14 protein-coding genes are annotated in these 16,260 nt (G+C 59.1%); 5 read left to right on the forward strand and 9 right to left on the reverse strand.

The genetic code is table 11. The features are described 5' to 3' along the window. Positions 1-250: 250 nt before the first annotated feature. On the forward strand, positions 251-2,932 hold the full coding sequence (locus DWZ52_RS02515) for an RNA helicase (protein WP_118384841.1): 2,682 nt from the start codon (positions 251-253) through the stop codon (positions 2,930-2,932). An 80-nt stretch (positions 2,933-3,012) separates the two neighbouring features. Here the strand turns inward: DWZ52_RS02515 and DWZ52_RS02520 are convergent, their stop codons facing one another. The 6 genes from DWZ52_RS02520 to DWZ52_RS02545 form a co-directional block, all read right to left on the reverse strand. Next, positions 3,013-4,770: a DUF2130 domain-containing protein gene (locus tag DWZ52_RS02520; protein ID WP_117842924.1), complete on the reverse strand. Its 1,758-nt coding sequence runs from the start codon at positions 4,768-4,770 to the stop codon at positions 3,013-3,015. 150 nt (positions 4,771-4,920) lie between these two features. Continuing rightward, positions 4,921-5,466 carry a metallophosphoesterase gene (locus tag DWZ52_RS02525; RefSeq protein WP_233539210.1) on the reverse strand — a complete coding sequence of 182 codons (546 nt, stop codon included), beginning with the start codon at positions 5,464-5,466 and terminating at the stop codon, positions 4,921-4,923. A 66-nt stretch (positions 5,467-5,532) separates the two neighbouring features. Next, a complete protein-coding gene (locus DWZ52_RS02530) occupies positions 5,533-5,712 on the reverse strand; it encodes a hypothetical protein (RefSeq protein WP_117817294.1) in 180 nt (59 codons plus the stop codon). A gap of 18 nt (positions 5,713-5,730) precedes the next feature. Continuing rightward, positions 5,731-6,057 carry an HIRAN domain-containing protein gene (locus tag DWZ52_RS02535; RefSeq protein WP_118384842.1) on the reverse strand — a complete coding sequence of 109 codons (327 nt, stop codon included), beginning with the start codon at positions 6,055-6,057 and terminating at the stop codon, positions 5,731-5,733. Positions 6,058-6,180: 123 nt separating this feature from the next. Next, complete coding sequence (locus DWZ52_RS02540; protein ID WP_118384843.1) at positions 6,181-7,560, reverse strand: aldehyde dehydrogenase; 1,380 nt, start codon at positions 7,558-7,560, stop codon at positions 6,181-6,183. A gap of 8 nt (positions 7,561-7,568) precedes the next feature. Beyond that, positions 7,569-8,789 (reverse strand): iron-containing alcohol dehydrogenase, encoded by a 1,221-nt coding sequence (locus DWZ52_RS02545; protein ID WP_117582882.1) that lies wholly within the window; start codon positions 8,787-8,789, stop codon positions 7,569-7,571. 253 nt (positions 8,790-9,042) lie between these two features. Between DWZ52_RS02545 and DWZ52_RS02550 the strand changes: the two genes are divergently transcribed. After that, a complete protein-coding gene (locus DWZ52_RS02550) occupies positions 9,043-9,606 on the forward strand; it encodes a ferritin family protein (RefSeq protein ID WP_070097113.1) in 564 nt (187 codons plus the stop codon). A gap of 242 nt (positions 9,607-9,848) precedes the next feature. Here DWZ52_RS02550 and DWZ52_RS02555 read toward each other — a convergent pair whose 3' ends face one another. After that, on the reverse strand, positions 9,849-10,730 hold the full coding sequence (locus DWZ52_RS02555) for a hypothetical protein (protein WP_158572398.1): 882 nt from the start codon (positions 10,728-10,730) through the stop codon (positions 9,849-9,851). 538 nt (positions 10,731-11,268) lie between these two features. Next, positions 11,269-12,708 (reverse strand): PLP-dependent aminotransferase family protein, encoded by a 1,440-nt coding sequence (locus tag DWZ52_RS02560; RefSeq protein WP_118384845.1) that lies wholly within the window; start codon positions 12,706-12,708, stop codon positions 11,269-11,271. 145 nt (positions 12,709-12,853) lie between these two features. Between DWZ52_RS02560 and pdxS the strand changes: the two genes are divergently transcribed. Then, positions 12,854-13,744, forward strand: a complete 891-nt coding sequence (gene pdxS / locus DWZ52_RS02565) for a pyridoxal 5'-phosphate synthase lyase subunit PdxS (protein ID WP_118384846.1) — start codon at positions 12,854-12,856, stop codon at positions 13,742-13,744. 20 nt (positions 13,745-13,764) lie between these two features. Further along, positions 13,765-14,352, forward strand: coding sequence for a pyridoxal 5'-phosphate synthase glutaminase subunit PdxT (pdxT, locus tag DWZ52_RS02570; RefSeq protein ID WP_118384847.1), 588 nt, complete (start codon positions 13,765-13,767; stop codon positions 14,350-14,352). Positions 14,353-14,699: 347 nt separating this feature from the next. Here the strand turns inward: pdxT and DWZ52_RS02575 are convergent, their stop codons facing one another. Then, entirely contained in the window at positions 14,700-15,611 is a 912-nt protein-coding gene (locus DWZ52_RS02575) for a hypothetical protein (RefSeq protein WP_118384848.1), read from the reverse strand. 214 nt (positions 15,612-15,825) lie between these two features. On the opposite strand from DWZ52_RS02575, the gene DWZ52_RS02580 reads away from it, so the two are divergent. Further along, positions 15,826-16,236 carry a peptide deformylase gene (locus tag DWZ52_RS02580; RefSeq protein WP_118384849.1) on the forward strand — a complete coding sequence of 137 codons (411 nt, stop codon included), beginning with the start codon at positions 15,826-15,828 and terminating at the stop codon, positions 16,234-16,236. The last annotated feature ends 24 nt before the right edge of the window (positions 16,237-16,260 follow it).

A 16,260-nucleotide genomic window follows, 5' to 3' on the forward strand; every position in this document is an offset into this window, starting at 1 on the left:
TCAAACCTAAGTGAGTAGACTTTTTTGCAATAGCCAGGCACAGCCCGCATAGCGAAACATAAAACCGCAGGTAGAACCCTTGCGCAAAAGTCATGTGCTCGCAATATCGCAAAAAGTCTACTCACTTGGCTAGCGACTACACTAAACGGCTGGGCAGAACGCCCATTTCCTGCATTTTCTTGCCTGCGAACGCATCGATGCGACGCTACGCCATAATAGTTGGCGGACAATCGCGAGAGAAAGCAAACACATGGCACAGACCACGACAGATATCGCCGCCAGCACCGTCTCCGGTGCCGGAGCCGCCAGTTCATTCTCGGGCGGCACGGGAACCGAAGCCGAATTCGGCTCGCTCGGTGCGCTCTCCCCCACCTGGTGGGAGCCCGAGGACGGCAGCGAGCCCGAACCGTGGCTCACGCCCGACCAGGCCTTCGAGCGCTTCTTTGAATGGACGAGCGACCGCGGCATTGAACTGTGGGACCACCAGGAAGAGGCCCTCATGGACCTGGCAGCCGGCGATCACGTCATTCTGGGCACGCCGACCGGATCGGGCAAATCGCTCGTCGCACTGGGCATGCTCTTTATGGGCATGGCGCAGGGCAAGCGCTGCTATTACACGGCCCCCATCAAGGCCTTGGTCAGCGAAAAGTTTTTCGACTTGGTGCAGGTGCTCGGCCGCGATAACGTCGGCATGATCACCGGCGACACGCATATGAACACCAAGGCACCCGTCATCTGCTGCACGGCCGAGATTCTTGCCAACGACGCACTGCGCGAGGGCGAGGACGCCGATGTTGGCTGCGTCGCCATGGACGAGTTCCACTACTTTGCAGACCCCGACCGCGGCTGGGCCTGGCAGGTGCCGCTGCTCACTCTGCCCCATACGCAGTTTATGCTCATGAGCGCCACGCTCGGCGATGTCACCGCCATCGCCGCCTCACTCGAGGAGCACACCGGCGCTGCCTGCGACCTGGTCGTCGACGCCCCGCGTCCTGTTCCGCTGAGTTACGACTATGTGACGACCTCCCTCGAGGGCACGGTCGAGCTCGCCATGCGCCGCGACGAGGCCCCACTCTATATCGTGCACTTTAGCCAGGATGCCGCCCTTGCGACGGCACAGTCGCTCGCCAATTTTGGCATTGCCAACAAGGAGCAGCGCGAGGCCATCAAGGAGGCGGCCAAGGGCACGAGCTTCTCGACGGCCTTCGGCAAAATCCTCAAGCGCTTGCTCGGATGCGGCGTCGGCGTGCACCATGCTGGCATGTTGCCGCGCTACCGCCTGCTGGTCGAGCGCTTGGCGCAGCAGGGCCTGCTACCCGTCATCTGCGGCACCGATACGCTCGGCGTCGGTATCAACGTGCCCATCCACACCGTGGTGCTCACCGCGCTCACCAAGTTCGATGGCTATAAGATGCGTCGTCTGCGCGCCCGCGAGTTCCATCAGATTGCCGGTCGTGCCGGCCGCTCGGGCTTCGATACCGAGGGCATGGTCATCGCTGAGGCACCCGAGCACGAGATCGAGAATGCCAAGCTTATGGCCAAGGCGGGCGACGACCCCAAAAAGCTCCGCAAGATTAAAAAGAAGAAGGCCCCCGAGGGCTTTGTCACCTGGAACAAGCAGACGTTCGAGCGCCTGATCGAGACGCAGCCCGAGACACTCAAGCCGCGCCTGTGCATCACGCACTCCATGGTGATTAGCGTGGTCGAGCAGGGTGGCGACGCTCGCGCCCGCGTGCACGACCTCATAGAGACAAGCCTGCAAACGCCCGAGGAAAAGGCGAAGCTCGAGGTTCGTGCCGACGAGATCTTCGCCACGCTCATCGATTCCGGCGTCGTCGTGCGCACCGAGGTGCCGCCCGCACCCGACGCTCCGGCTGACGCCGCACCGGACATCGACTACGCACTGACGGTCGACCTGCCCGAGGACTTTGCGCTCGACCAGCCGCTCTCGCCGTTTTTGCTTGCCGCGTTGGAGCTGCTCGATCCCGAGAGCGAGACCTATACCATGGACCTGATCTCGATGGTCGAGGCAACGCTCGAGGATCCCAAGCAGGTGCTGCGCGCTCAGGAGCGCGCAGCGCGCGACCGCGCGATGGCCGAAATGAAGGCTGACGGCGTCGAATATGAGGAACGCCTGGAGCGCATCCAGGATGTCACCTACGAAAAACCGCTCGAGGACTTGCTCGACGCCGCCTTCGACAAGTACTGCCAGGAAGTGCCCTGGGCAAACGACTACCAGCTCTCTCCTAAAAGCGTCCTGCGCGATATGCTGGAAAGCGCGAGCGATTTTAAGGGTTACATTCAAAAGCTCGGCATCGCCCGCTCCGAGGGCATTTTGCTGCGTTACCTGGCAGAGGCCTACCGTTCGCTCGACCGCACCGTGCCCATCGAGAAGCGCGACGAGCGTCTGCGCGACATTATCTCGTGGCTCGGCTTTGTGGTGCGCTCGGTGGACTCGAGCCTGGTGGACGAGTGGGAGAACGCCGGCAACCCGGCAGCCCTCGATGCTGCGCCGCCGCAGGGCATCGACGAGGTCGTGGCGGACCGCCGCGGCTGCACGCTGTTGGTGCGCAACGCGCTCTTCCGCCGCGTGACCCTTGCCGCCCGCGAGCACGTTCGCGACCTGGGCGAGCTCGACGACGACTGGGGCATGAGCGAGATCCGCTGGCAAAAAGCACTCGACGCTTACCACGAGCAGCACGAGGAAATCCTCACCGACGGAGATGCCCGCAGCGCCGCGATGTTTTCCATCGACGAGTCCGACGAGAAGACCGCGCACGTATGGCACGTGCACCAGATCTTTGCTGACGAGGATGGCGACCACGATTTTGGCATCATGGGCGATGTCGATCTGGACGCCACGCAAGACGGCGGCGAGGTAATCTTCAAGAACTACCGTGTCGGCTTTATCGAGGACCTGCTCGAGGACTAGCCGGGCGCAATGGGACGAAACAAAGCGGGGCCGCTGGCAACATCGCCAGCGGCCCCGCTTTTTGCGCGATACGCTATCCCCTACTCGGCATCCTCGACCTCATACGAATCCGCCTCGGCTGGCTCATCGTTTGTCTCTGCCGCAGCCCCGCGTGCCTCGTCAAACGCTGCTTTCATGGTCTTGTTGCCCCACGTGAGCTTGCGAATGGTAAGATCGTCGGCTTTCTTGTTGGCAAGGCGCAGATTGTTCTCGGAGGACAGCAACGCCTCCTTGGTTTTCTGCAGATGGCTAATCGTCTTGTCGATCTCATCGATTGCCGTTTGGAACTTGCGGCTCGCGATCTCGTAGTTGCGGCCGAAATCGTTCTTGAACTTCTCCATCTTGGCTTCGAAGTTCGTGACATCGATATTCTGCTGCTTGTACTCCGCCAGCTCCTGCTTATAGCGAAGCGAACCCATGGCGGCATTGCGCAGCAGCGTAATGATGGGAATGAAGAACTGCGGGCGAATCACATACATCTTCTCGTAGCGATAGCTCACGTCCACGATTCCCGCGTTATAGAGCTCGCTCTCGGGCTCGAGCAGCGTGCAGAGCACCGCGTACTCACAGCTTTTCTGGCGACGATCGTGATCGAGTTTCTTAAAGAAGTCCTCGTTTTTATGCTTGGTCGCGGTCTCGTCATTCTCGTTTTTCATCTCGAACATAATTGAGATGACCTCGTTGCCGCTCGCGTCGCACTCGCGGAAGATAAAGTCGCCCTTGGTGCCCTCGGACGCATCGTTATCTTTCTCGAAGTACGCATTGGGAAACGCCGTCATGCGCAGACGGTTGAACTCGGTCTCGCAGTGCTGCTCGAGCGACTCGCCCACCATCTTGGTGGACAGGCGAACCTTCATATCCTTAAGGCGCTCGATCTCTTCATCCTTGTAGCGAATCAGATCATCGCTCGCACGTTTGGCCTGCGCAAGCTCGAGCTCGTGTGCCGCCTTGGCCTGTTCCTCGCGCGAATCGCGCACTGCCAGCTCGCTCGTCAGTTTGGCACGCGCCTCATCACGCTCACGCTCCGCCGCGGCGACCGCCTCAGACAGGCTCATTTTTGCCATCAGCTCCTGCTCGCGCAGCTTCGCACGCAGACCCTCGGCCTCCTGCTCAGACTGAGCCCTTGCGGCGGAAAACTTCTCTTGCACCTTCGCGCGATAGTCAGTAAGCGCGCGCTCGGCCTCGCTGCGAGCGGCATCGAGCTCACGCTGCGACTCTGCCGCGGCAGCGGCAAGCGCCATCTCCTGGGCCTTGTCCGCCGCGGCGAGCCTGGCCTGCAGCTCGGCAATCTGAGCGTCGCGCGCGGACAGGTCGTTTTGAGCAGCATTGCGTGCCGCCGCCTCGGCAAGCCTGGCTTCATCATCTTTGCGCTCCAACTGCGCACGTAAATTGTCGATCTCGCGCTGAAGCTCGGCATTCTCCTTTTGAGCATCGGAACGGGCCTCAACCGCCGCGCGCTGACTTGCACTCTCGCGCTCTGCGGCAGCGCCTTCGAGCTTGGCGCGCAGCTCGGCAAGCTCAGCGTCGCGCTTGGCAACCTCTTGCGCCAGCTGCTGAGCTGCAGCATTCTTCTGCTCGACAAGCTGAGCGTCGCGCTGAGACTCTGCCTTTTGCAAAGCAGCCGTCGAGCGCGAGCGCTCAAGCTCCAGTGCCTGCTCGCCCTCGCGCTGGACCGCCTTCACGCGCTCATCCAGGTCGCGCGAGAACTCGGCATCGCGCACCTGCTTGACGATATCCGCATAACCGGACGCATCGACCTTAAAAACTTCGCCGCAATGCGGGCACTTGATCTCGTTCATGGCAGCTCCTCGATGGACGCAAATTTCAACCGCCTACACTCTACCGCGCCGCACGGACAAAAAAGACGCCGCCGCCATAATGGCAACGGCGCCAGAACCACCACAAAGGGGACAGGCACCTTTGTGGTGGTTTGTGCGGTGGTTCGAGAATTACAGTCCAAAAAAACCGAGAATCTGGTCACGGCTTACGGGCTTGTAATCGTTGGCGTCGAGGCCGACATCGTAACGAAAGATGGGGCGCTCGCGGTCGCGATTGCGCGCGTTGGTGCGGTCTCCTCTGCTGTGGATATGCCCGTGCAGCATGATGGCGCCGCGCGCCTTGCCATTCCAACTGAGCATGGGGTAATGGCTCATCACCAGGCGATGACCCTTGGCATAGCCGGGAGCAATCTCCAGGTAATCGCGCACGTCTTCCCAAATCTGCGGTGCGTCGGGATCTTCCCAGTCGCCGTCATGGTTGCCACGGATAAGCGTCACATTCTTGCATTCGATACGCTCGCGCAGGCGCACAGCATCCGCCAGGGGCAAACGATAGGTAAAGTCACCCAGAATATGGAGGCGATCATCCGCAGCCACGCACTCATTGATGGCATCGATGACCTTGCGATTCATCTCCTCGACCGAGCCAAACGGCCGGTCCATGTCGTGCAAGATATTCGTATCGCCCAAGTGCAGGTCGGCGGTAAACCACATCATCGTCTCTGTCCTCATTTCGCAACGCATCAAACTCGTGCTAAGTATACAGACACAGCGATGCGGCGGTTAGCCAAAGAGCCCGCCGAACAGACCGCGTCGGCGCTTGTCTTGCTTTTTCGAAGCGTCGCCCTGAGTTTTCTTACCCTGCCGTTTCTTGCGGTCCTGCTCCAACTCATCGTCATCGAGCAGCATATCCCACTCAAACGGATCATCTGTCAGATCTAACAGGTCATCGTCATCAAACATGACCGCCTCCATCGCCGACTAGCGAGCATCCACCACATAGAGCCCAACGCGCAGCTGATGCCACGGGCTGCGCTCGGGGGCAACCTGTTGCACGAGGGCCTCAAATACGTCTTCGTGGCCGTAATACATCATCAAGGACAGCGGGCCGACCTCGTTTCCCGGAACATAGCCAAGCTTGGTGTTGCCGTAATAGATCGCAACCGCCTCGGGGTCATGGGGATTATCGCGCTCGGCACACAGCGTCAGTTTATCGCCCGCTTTAAGATCGCCTAGGACCAAAGCGCCGTCGGCATATTGAAATCCTGCGATGTGAAACGACAGAAGAACACGTGAAGGCTCGTACATAGCAACTCCCCTAACGGCCGGATAAACCGGCGTTTAACCTTATTGAGAAGTCTACGGGTCCGTGCGGACACAAATTCGCCCCACCCGCGCCTTTTCGACCGTTTGTCGCTACACCATCTGATTTTAATGCACAAACATGCGCACGAACTTGTGCCTCCAGCTTTCATACGGAGCATAGCGGAATGGCACGTCCAGCCACGTTGCCTTGTTCACGATGCTCTTCTTGTGGCTAAACGTATCGAAGCTCTCGCGTCCATGGTATTGCCCCATACCGCTCGCGCCCATGCCACCAAAGCCCATATGGCTCGTAGCCAAGTGCATAATCGTGTCGTTGACGCAGCCGCCGCCAAAGGGCACATAACGCACAAAGCGCTGCTGAACCGCGCGGTCCTGGCTAAAGATATACAGGGCCAGCGGCGTCGGGCGATCGGTAATAAACGTCTCGACCCTGTCTAAGCTCTCATACGTCAGCACCGGCAGGATGGGGCCGAAAATCTCCTCCTGCATCACGGCATCATCGGGCGCCACGCCGTCCAAAATCGTCGGCTCAATCTTGAGAGAAGCCTCGCGCGCGGCGCCTCCAAGCACGACCTTACCGGGATCGATCAGTCCGCGCACGCGCGCAAAATGCTTGGCGTTGACGATATGACCGTAATCCTCGTTGTCGAGCGGATGCTCGCCAAACATGCGACGGGTCTCCTCCCTGATGAGGCCCAACAGCTCATCGTGTACGCGCGTATCGACCAGCAGGTAGTCGGGCGCCACGCAGGTCTGCCCCACGTTGAGCCATTTACCAAAGGCGATGCGCCGTGCCGCGACTTTTAAGTTTGCCGTGGCATCCACAATGCAGGGGCTCTTTCCGCCCAGCTCAAGCGTCACGGGCGTCAGGTTTTTACTTGCGCGCTCCATGACGAGCTTGCCGACCGGAACGCTACCGGTAAAGAAAATCTTGTCCCAGCTCTCGTCGAGCAGCGCCTCATTCTCGGCACGCCCGCCTTCGACGACCGTCACCAGGCGCGGATCAAATGCTTCCTCGCAAATCTGCCTGAGCACCGCGCTCGATGCCGGAGCATAGGCACTCGGCTTGATGACCACGGTATTGCCCGCGGCAAGGGCGCCGGCAAGCGGCTCGAGCGTTAGCAAAAACGGGTAGTTCCAGGGCGCCATAATGAGCGTGACGCCATAGGGCACGGCTTGCGTTTTGCACACACTCACGGCGTTGGCGAGGTCACACGGACGCAGGCGCGGACGGCTCCATCGAGCCACACGCGCAATCTGATGACGAATCTCGGAAAGCGAGGTGCCGATCTCACACATATAGGCCTCGTCATGCGACTTTCCCAAATCGGTCTTGAGCGCATGGGCAATATCGGTCTCGTGTGCCCGCACCGCCTCGCGCAGGCGCACGAGGGCGCGACGTCGAGCATCGACATCAAACGTGGCGCGCGTCTTAAAGTAGGCGCGCTGTTCGCCGACAATGCGCGCGATTTCCCCGGTGTTCATGGGCCCTCCTAGTTCTCATCCTCAAACATACCACCCGCGACGACCTCGTACATACGCTCGAGCTCCAAACGGTCCATCAAAAGTGGAACGGGGTATAGCGGATTGGCCTCGGCATCGGCATGGGCCGCCATTTGCGGAATATCGGAGCGGCGAATGCCCGTCACATATTTGGGAATGCCCAAGGCGGCATTCATGCGGTCGACCCAATCGATAAAGGCCTCAGCAGCCACGTTGTCCAGCGCATTAGCCGGCGCAATGCCGGCCATGCGGGCGAGATCGGCGAGCTTGGGAGCAGCAGCTTCGCCATAGGCGCGAAGCATGTGCGGCAGGATGATGGCGTTGGCCAAGCCGTGGGGAATCCCGTAACGCCCGCCCAGGCTGTGCGCGATGGCATGGACGTATCCAACATAAGAGCGCGTAAAGGCAACGCCCGCTTTATACGCCGCCGAAAGCATATTGCGGCGCGCACACATGTTGCCACCGCACTCATAGGCCTCGAGCAAATTGTCGTGGATGAGCTGCACCGCCTGGCGCGCCATCTTGCGCGTATAGGGCGTGGTGCTGCGCCCGATAAAGGCCTCGACGGCATGCGTCAGGGCGTCCATGCCCGTTTGCCCCGTAATGGAGGCGGGCAGGCCGCGCGTAAACTCGGGGTCGTGCACCGCAAAGCGCGGGATCAGCACAAAGTCGTTAATGGGGTACTTGTAGTGCGTCTCGTCATCGGTGATAACCGCCGCGAGTGTGACTTCGCTTCCCGTACCGGCGGTAGTGGGAACCGCAATAAGCAGCGGCAGGAGACGGTGGACGCGCAACAGGCCACGCATCTTGTTGATGGGCTTATTTGGCTGTGCGATGCGTGCGCCCACACCCTTGGCGCAGTCCATGGCCGAACCGCCACCAAAGCCGATAATGGCCTGGCAGGCGCTCTCGCGATACAGGGACGCCGCTTCCTCCACGTTTGAGACCGTGGGATTCGCACGCGTTTCGGCATAGACCGTAACGCCAATCCCCTGAGCCGTAAGCGCACGCTCGAGTGATGCCGTGAGTCCCAAACGAGCAATACCAGGGTCTGTCACGATAAGGACCTTCTGGATCGAGCGCTTTTGAAGCACTGCGGGCACATCCTCGGCATGCTCCAAAATGCGCGGCTCGGTATAGGGCAGGATCGGCAATGCGATGCGAAAAACCGTCTGATATGTTCGGCACCAGGCGCGGCGGGCTAGATGCATAAAGGAAACTCCTTCATTTGTTGATAGGTCAACATTTGTTCGACCGATTGTACTCATCGGCGTCCGCATATGGCTTGCAAATCGTTAATCAATCAACATCTTCACATGCCTAAAATTTTTTATTAAAAATCATTCCTAATAGGCTTCACATTCGGTTGCATTTATGGATAATAGAACTCGTCAAGACGCACGTCCGGAGAGGGCCCTTACGGGACCGGACGAGCGCGCCATCGCCATCGATCGAAAGGATCGAATTATGAAGTTTGTTTGCCCCGTTTGCGGTTATGTGGAAGAGTTCGACGGCGACCAGCTGCCCGAGGATTTCAAGTGCCCCCAGTGCGGCGTTCCCGGCTCTCGCTTCCTAAAGCAGGAGGAGGGCCAGCTCGAGTGGGCTGCCGAGCACGTTGTGGGCGTCGCCAAGATGGAGGGCGTCTCCGAGGACATCGTTGCTGACCTGCGCGCCAACTTTGAGGGCGAGTGCTCCGAGGTCGGTATGTACCTGGCCATGGCTCGCGTTGCTCATCGCGAGGGTTATCCCGAGATCGGCCTGTACTGGGAGAAGGCTGCCCACGAGGAGGCCGAGCACGCCGCCAAGTTCGCCGAGCTCCTGGGCGAGGTCGTGACCGACTCCACCAAGAAGAACCTCGAGATGCGCGTTGAGGCCGAGAATGGCGCCACCGCCGGCAAGACCGATCTTGCCAAGCGCGCCAAGGCCGCTGGTCTCGATGCCATCCACGACACCGTGCACGAGATGGCTCGCGACGAGGCTCGCCACGGCAAGGCTTTCGCCGGCCTGCTAAAGCGCTACTTCGGCTAAGCCAAACGCCTGAGAGACATTCTCTAGCTTTATAAGGCCCGGACCGCATGGTTCGGGCCTTTTTCGTGTCTTGCAAACCAGTTAACGCCCCAAAAATAGGACCACCTTTGACATCGGCTTCGCGTCAAAAACTAAGTGAGTAGCCTTTTGGGAACTTGTCGAGCAGACCACCCGTATTGCTTTATAAAACCGCAGGTAGATAGCTTGCCGCAAAACAATCTGGTCGCCATCACGCTAAAAGTCTACTCACTTAGATTTGCAACCGTCCATGATCGGGCCTTTTTGTGTCTAACGGGCATCTTTTTGTCGATTTCTCCCAGTTTTGACCAGTCAACGAATAGTTCAGACCGGAGTAATGTCTCAGCCCTTTGCTCATCTGAGCTTTTATCACGATATTCAGCATCGAGCATCCTGCATACGGCCTTAACGATCGCGTGGAATCTACCCTCATCGGATATCTGTCTGTGTGTCAGGAGAAGCACATCGTAGCCCATGGCCTGAAGGGCCGTCATGCGGTCAGCGTCACGCAAGCCATCCCCTGCGCGTCCGTGCGAGGCCTTTCCCTGACATTCAATGGCCACCTGTCGCCTGCCGTCCGGCGAAGACAGAAGTAGGTCGATATATACACGGGACTTTCCCACAATCGCTCGAGCACTTGTGCTTAGCGTCACTTCGACATTGAGCTCTATGCCACAAAACCCTTCGCCTCCCAGGGCTCGCGGCAGCCCAAGCAACAAATACGCCTCGACCTCAAAAGGCGACGCGGCACCCAATGGAACGAGTTGCGATACCGCCATAAATCTATTGCCATAACGCATCCCGCAAACATCTGAACAAAAACGGTCAAGGTCTCTGCCCAAAACCAAAGCATCTCGACGCCATAAATTCGAAGCGGTACCGTCCTCGGACGGACATCGCACCCAACCGAACGTTGTCGAAATCGCGCCCGAATCAATTGCACGCGTAAGCTCCGCCTCAAGTGCCGCCGGCAGAGCGCACACCGCAAACGAGCCACACATCTCCGCCAATACCAAAAGAAGCTGAAGATCCGTCAGATGCCGCGACATAATGAATGCCGTCAGTAGAGGAGACGTAACCAAAAACCCATGCTCCGTTTCCAGCACGGATTCCCCGGGAAGCTCACCAAGAAACAGCCGCTGCCTCATGCCGGCAGGGCAAGTCCGCTTGTTTCTCGTTCGAACCAACGTATACAACGGAAAGCCGAGCGCAACCTTAGCCGTCGGGTTGCGGGCGAGATCATATCGCTGCCGGTCTTCTTCCGGTCGTGGAAGAGGCGGACACAAAGCGCGGACTTGAGGAGGCAAACGCCAGTACCTAAAAGCCGATATATCACAAAGTAGATCTTTCATAGGCACAGGAAAACACGAATTTCAACCCAGTCAGTCACGCATTGGCGCGAACGCACCAAAAATGGCGCCGAACGGACTGCCGAGTTTTCAACAGCCCTCCCCAACTGGCCAAAAGCTTGCCAAGAGCTGGACGAAGCCCTGTTGAAAACCCCATTTTTTTCTCATGCAGGAGCTTTGCGCGGCAAGTGAGTAGACTTTTTTGAACATCCCGATCAGGCCAGTCATCCTGCTTTTCAAAACCGCAGGTAGATAGCTTGTTACAAAACTGCCTGGTCGCCAAAGTGCTAAAAGTCTACTCACTTAGATTACAAAGTGGCCCCATTAGCCGCAATTCCAGGGTGTTAAGCACTTTTGGACTCAGATCGTCATACTGGACAAGAATTTTAGTTGAGTCTTCCGGGGCAGACGCGCCATCGGCACACCAAAAGCAGTCACTGATATCGATAAAAGGGATACTCGAGCGCGTGAGGGCCAGCGTAAAAGAGCTTCCGCCCGCGCCACGCTCCGCAACCACGATGCAGTAAAGACCCGCATCCGCATGCTCAATCGAGACCTCTCCTGCCGGAAATACCTTCCGCACAAGCGCCATCAGGCCATCACGCGCCTCGCGAGCACGAACGCGCACGCGGTTCACATGTCGCTCGTAATCACCCGATTCCAGCAAACGCGCCAAAGCGACCTGGTCAACAGAGCTCACCGACGAGGCGTAGAAACCAAGGTTGCGCCTAAACCGCTCCATTAGCTCATCGGGCAACACCATGTACGCCAAACGCAACGCCGATGAAAGGCTCTTCGAAAACGTGTTGGTGTAGATAACCGACTGGGCGGCATCGATCGACGCGAGCGCGGGAATCGGCTTCCCGGCAAGGCGAAACTCACAATCAAAGTCATCTTCGATGAGATACCGACCTGGTCGCTCGGCGGCCCAGCTCAGAAGCGCATAGCGCCGCGCAATGCTCGTCACAAGGCCGGTCGGATATTGATGGGACGGCATCAGGTGAAGGACATCTGTTCCGGTTTTCTGCAAAGCGCTCAAGTCCACGCCCTCACCATCCAGCGGGATATGGCGAACTTCGCAACCCATAGCCTGATAAATGCGCGTCAGGCGCAAATAGCCCGGATCCTCGACGGCATACACCTTGTCCGCGCCAAGCAACTGAACCAACATGGTATCGAGCAGCTGGGCGCCCGCACCGATAACAATGTTGTCGGGATTAACATTCATGCCCCGTGTCCCGCGCAGATGGCGAGCGATTGCGCGTCGTAGCCGAGCGGTGCCCTGCGCTGGTGCGGGCGAAAATATCTCGCGTTCGTCTTCGGATGTCAGCGTTGCCCGTAGCGCGCCTTGCCAAAGCCTAGCCGCCTCCAAAGCGGAAGGAGAAAGCGCATCGAATCGCTCGATCTGTCCATCGACGTCATGCGCCCCGGGGTCCATAGAGACAGTATCCCGGTCGATATCCCCTGTAACCAAAGCCAAAACCGGTGCATCCGGAAGCTCACACGCATAGTAGCCGCGACGCGGCTTTGAGCAAATATAACCCTCGGCGAGCAGCTGACTATATGCATTCTCGATGGTAATGACACTGATTCCCAGATGGCTGGCAAAGGCGCGCTTAGACGGCAGATGCTCTCCCGCCGCAATGCGTCCAGCAACGATATCATCTCGAATTTGCTGGTAAACATACTCATAGAGCGATGCTTCGCCGCGTTGTTCCAAATTGTAGTCGAGCATGAGTTTGTCACCTGACCTTATCGAGTCATTCAATCTGGTATTAGTCTGACCTTGTTATTATCTCGAAAACTGAGTATTTCGCCATACCCAGCTCCCCGATAGGATGTTCCGTCAAGCAATGCACATGCCAGCCAAGGGAGCAACCATGGCAGAACAGACCAGCAAGGCCGATCGCGTCAAACTCAACCGCGAGCTCGCGCAGATGCTCAAGGGCGGCGTCATCATGGACGTCACCACGCCCGAGCAGGCACGCATCGCCGAGGAGGCAGGCGCCTGCGCCGTCATGGCTCTCGAGCGCATCCCGGCCGACATCCGCGCCGCCGGCGGCGTGTCGCGCATGAGTGACCCCAAGATGATCAAGGGCATTCAGGAGGCCGTCTCCATCCCCGTCATGGCAAAGTGCCGCATCGGTCACATCGTCGAGGCGCAGGTCCTTCAGGCCATCGAGATCGATTACATCGATGAGTCCGAGGTTCTCTCCCCCGCCGACGATGTCTACCACATCGACAAGACCCAGTTTGACGTGCCGTTTGTCTGCGGCGCCCGCGATCTGGGCGAGGCGCTGCGCCGTGTTGCCGAGGGCGCCACGATAATCCGCACCAAGGGCGAGCCGGGCACGGGCGACGTGGTCCAGGCCGTGCGTCACATGCGCAAGATCCAAAAGCAGATCCGCGACGTTGTTGCCCTGCGCGACGATGAGCTCTTTGAGGCCGCTAAGCAGCTGCAGGTTCCGGTCGAGCTGGTGCGCGAGGTCCATGCGACGGGCAAGCTCCCCGTCGTGAACTTTGCTGCCGGCGGCGTCGCGACCCCCGCCGACGCCGCGCTGATGATGCAGTTGGGCGCCGAAGGCGTCTTTGTCGGATCGGGCATCTTTAAGAGCGGCGACCCGGCCAAGCGCGCCGCCGCCATCGTCAAGGCCGTGGCCAACTTCACCGACGCCAAGCTCATCGCTGAGCTTTCGGAGGATCTTGGCGAGGCCATGGTCGGCATCAACGCCGACGAGATCGAGATCATCATGGAGGAGCGCGGACGCTAGTCCGGTGGAAAGGATCGCACATGAGCGATTACGCAGACCAGACGGTCGCCGTGCTGGCGGTCCAAGGTGCTTTTGCCGAGCACGAGGCAAGACTGTCCGAGCTGGGCGCACGTTGTATTGAGCTGAGGCAGGTGGCTGATTTGAAGCAGGACTTTGACCGTCTGGTACTTCCCGGCGGCGAGTCTACCGTTCAAGGGAAGCTGCTTGATGAGCTGGGCATGCTCGAGGAGCTTCGCACCCACATTGTTGAAGGCATGCCCGTCCTTGGCACCTGCGCCGGCTTGATTCTATTGGCGCGCGATCTTGCCGCACACGACGATAAGGGAACGCCGCGCCTAGCAACCATGAACGTACTCGTTGAGCGCAACGCTTATGGCAGACAGCTCGGCAGTTTTCGCACCAAGGGCCAGGTGTCCGGCATCGACGGTGAAGTGCCATTAACATTTATCCGTGCACCCCGCATCGTCGAGGTCCACGGCGACGCCAAGGCCTTAGCGAAAGTCGACGGCCGTATCGTCGCCGCCCGCCAAGGCAACCAGCTCGGCGTAACCTTCCACCCCGAGCTCGACGACGATACCCGCCTCCACGAACTCTTCCTTCAGATGTAGGAAGAGCAGAAGCGAGCGTGGATTTTCGGACACATAACAAATGAGAGTGGATAATCTCCCACTCTGAGCTTGAATGCAGGCTCAAACCGGGAGATTATCCACTCTCATGCTATGTAGTCATTTAAGAACGTCTCCAATGACTACTTGCAACGAATCATTTTTGGCAACAGAAATTACGCCGATGTTTTGGCAACGCCAGCGAGCGACGCCCAGGGCGAACAAGTTGGCATGAAAAAGGCAAGGCATAGACCTTCTGGTCATGCCTTGCCTTTTGAATGACAAATTGTCGCCCTGGGCGTCGCGCAGCGTCAACTAGTTACGCGGTTTGGTAAAACCGCGTAACCCAATTAGAAGCGGTTGCCGCGGAAGCCGCCGCCGTTGCGGCCGCCACGATCGCCACCGCGACCGCCGCGGTCGTTACCACGGTTGCCGCCGAAGCCGCCACGGTTGCCACCGCGGTCGCCATAGCCACCACGGTTGCCGCCAAAGCCGCCGCGACCGCCACGGTCGCCGCCACGGTCACCAAATCCGCCACGGCCGCCACGATCGCCACCGCGACCGCCACGGTCGCCACCGCGGCCACCGCGATCGCCAAAGCCACCGCGGCCACCGCGATCGCCGCCACGGCCACCGCGATCGTCACGACCGCCGCGAGGACCGCGGTCCTCGTCCAGGCCCATGGCGACGAGCGGAGCGATGACCTTATCGAGAGCGGCCATCAGCTCGGTGGCCTCCTCGTAAGAAAGCTCGGGCAGGAGCTTCTCCTTCTTGTTGGCAAGCTCGACCAGGCCCTCAGCGGCATCCTCGGCAGCGAAGACAACGATCTTGCGCATATCGCCCTCGGCGTCGTCGATGCGGCCAACCAGATCGGCAGCCTCGGCCTCGGCCATCAGGCCATCGAGCTCACGAAGGCGCATGCCCAACAGGTCGGACATTTCCTTCTGCTCCATCTTGGGCTTGAGGTCAAGGAGCTTGATGGCGCGCTCGATGTTCGCCATGCGCTCGGCCTTGGCCTCCTCCTCTTTGGAAATAGCAAAGCGACGGCTACGCAGCAGGCGGGCGGCCTTCTGCATCTTGTCCATCAGCTCTTCGTCATCGTAATCAACGGCGGCCTCGACAACCTCGGCCTCCTCCTCGGCGGAAACCTCGTCAGCAGCCTCAACCTCGGCAGCTTCGGTCTCCACGATCTCGACTGCCTCGACCTCGGCAGCCATGGTCTCGTTCTCGGTCTCGTTCATAATCTCTTCGTTCTCAGACATGAGACTCCTTCTTGGCCCTCTCGGGCATCATCGCCCCATTCGCGGGGCCCGTCGCGCACTCTTTGCGCTTTAAACATTCATGCCTCTCGGCAAAACGCCCATTAGTTTATGGTGTCGCCTTCCAATCTAGCTGCAGAATCTATGTGCACACATTAATGCAACATGTCGCGGTATCATGGCCTGAACCAAACATGTCCACCTTAAGGAGCCCGCCATGATTAAACCCATCATGAAGTCCGAGTTCTTTTTACGCCTGCCCTCCGAAGACGCCGGCCCCGAAGACGCCGCGACCGGGCAGGATCTCCTGGATACGCTCCACGAGCATGAGCGCGAGTGCGTGGGCCTCGCCGCCAACATGATCGGCGTGCGCAAACGCATCATCTGCGTAAAGGACGGCAACAGGACACTCCTGATGTACAACCCTCAAATTCTTGAGCAGGTCAATGCCTATCAGACGAGCGAAGGATGTCTTTCGCTCGTCGGCGAGCGTCCCTGCACTCGTTATCGCCGCATTAAGGTGGAATATCTGGACGAGAGCTTTGTCCACCGCATCAAGAACTTCTCGGGCTACACCGCCGAGATCATCCAACACGAAATCGACCACTGCAACGGGATCGTGATCTAGTTCCGCCGATTCAAAAAAGCTCCC

The organism is Collinsella sp. AF33-16, from assembly GCF_003475325.1.
Taxonomy (GTDB): Bacteria; Actinomycetota; Coriobacteriia; order Coriobacteriales; family Coriobacteriaceae; genus Collinsella.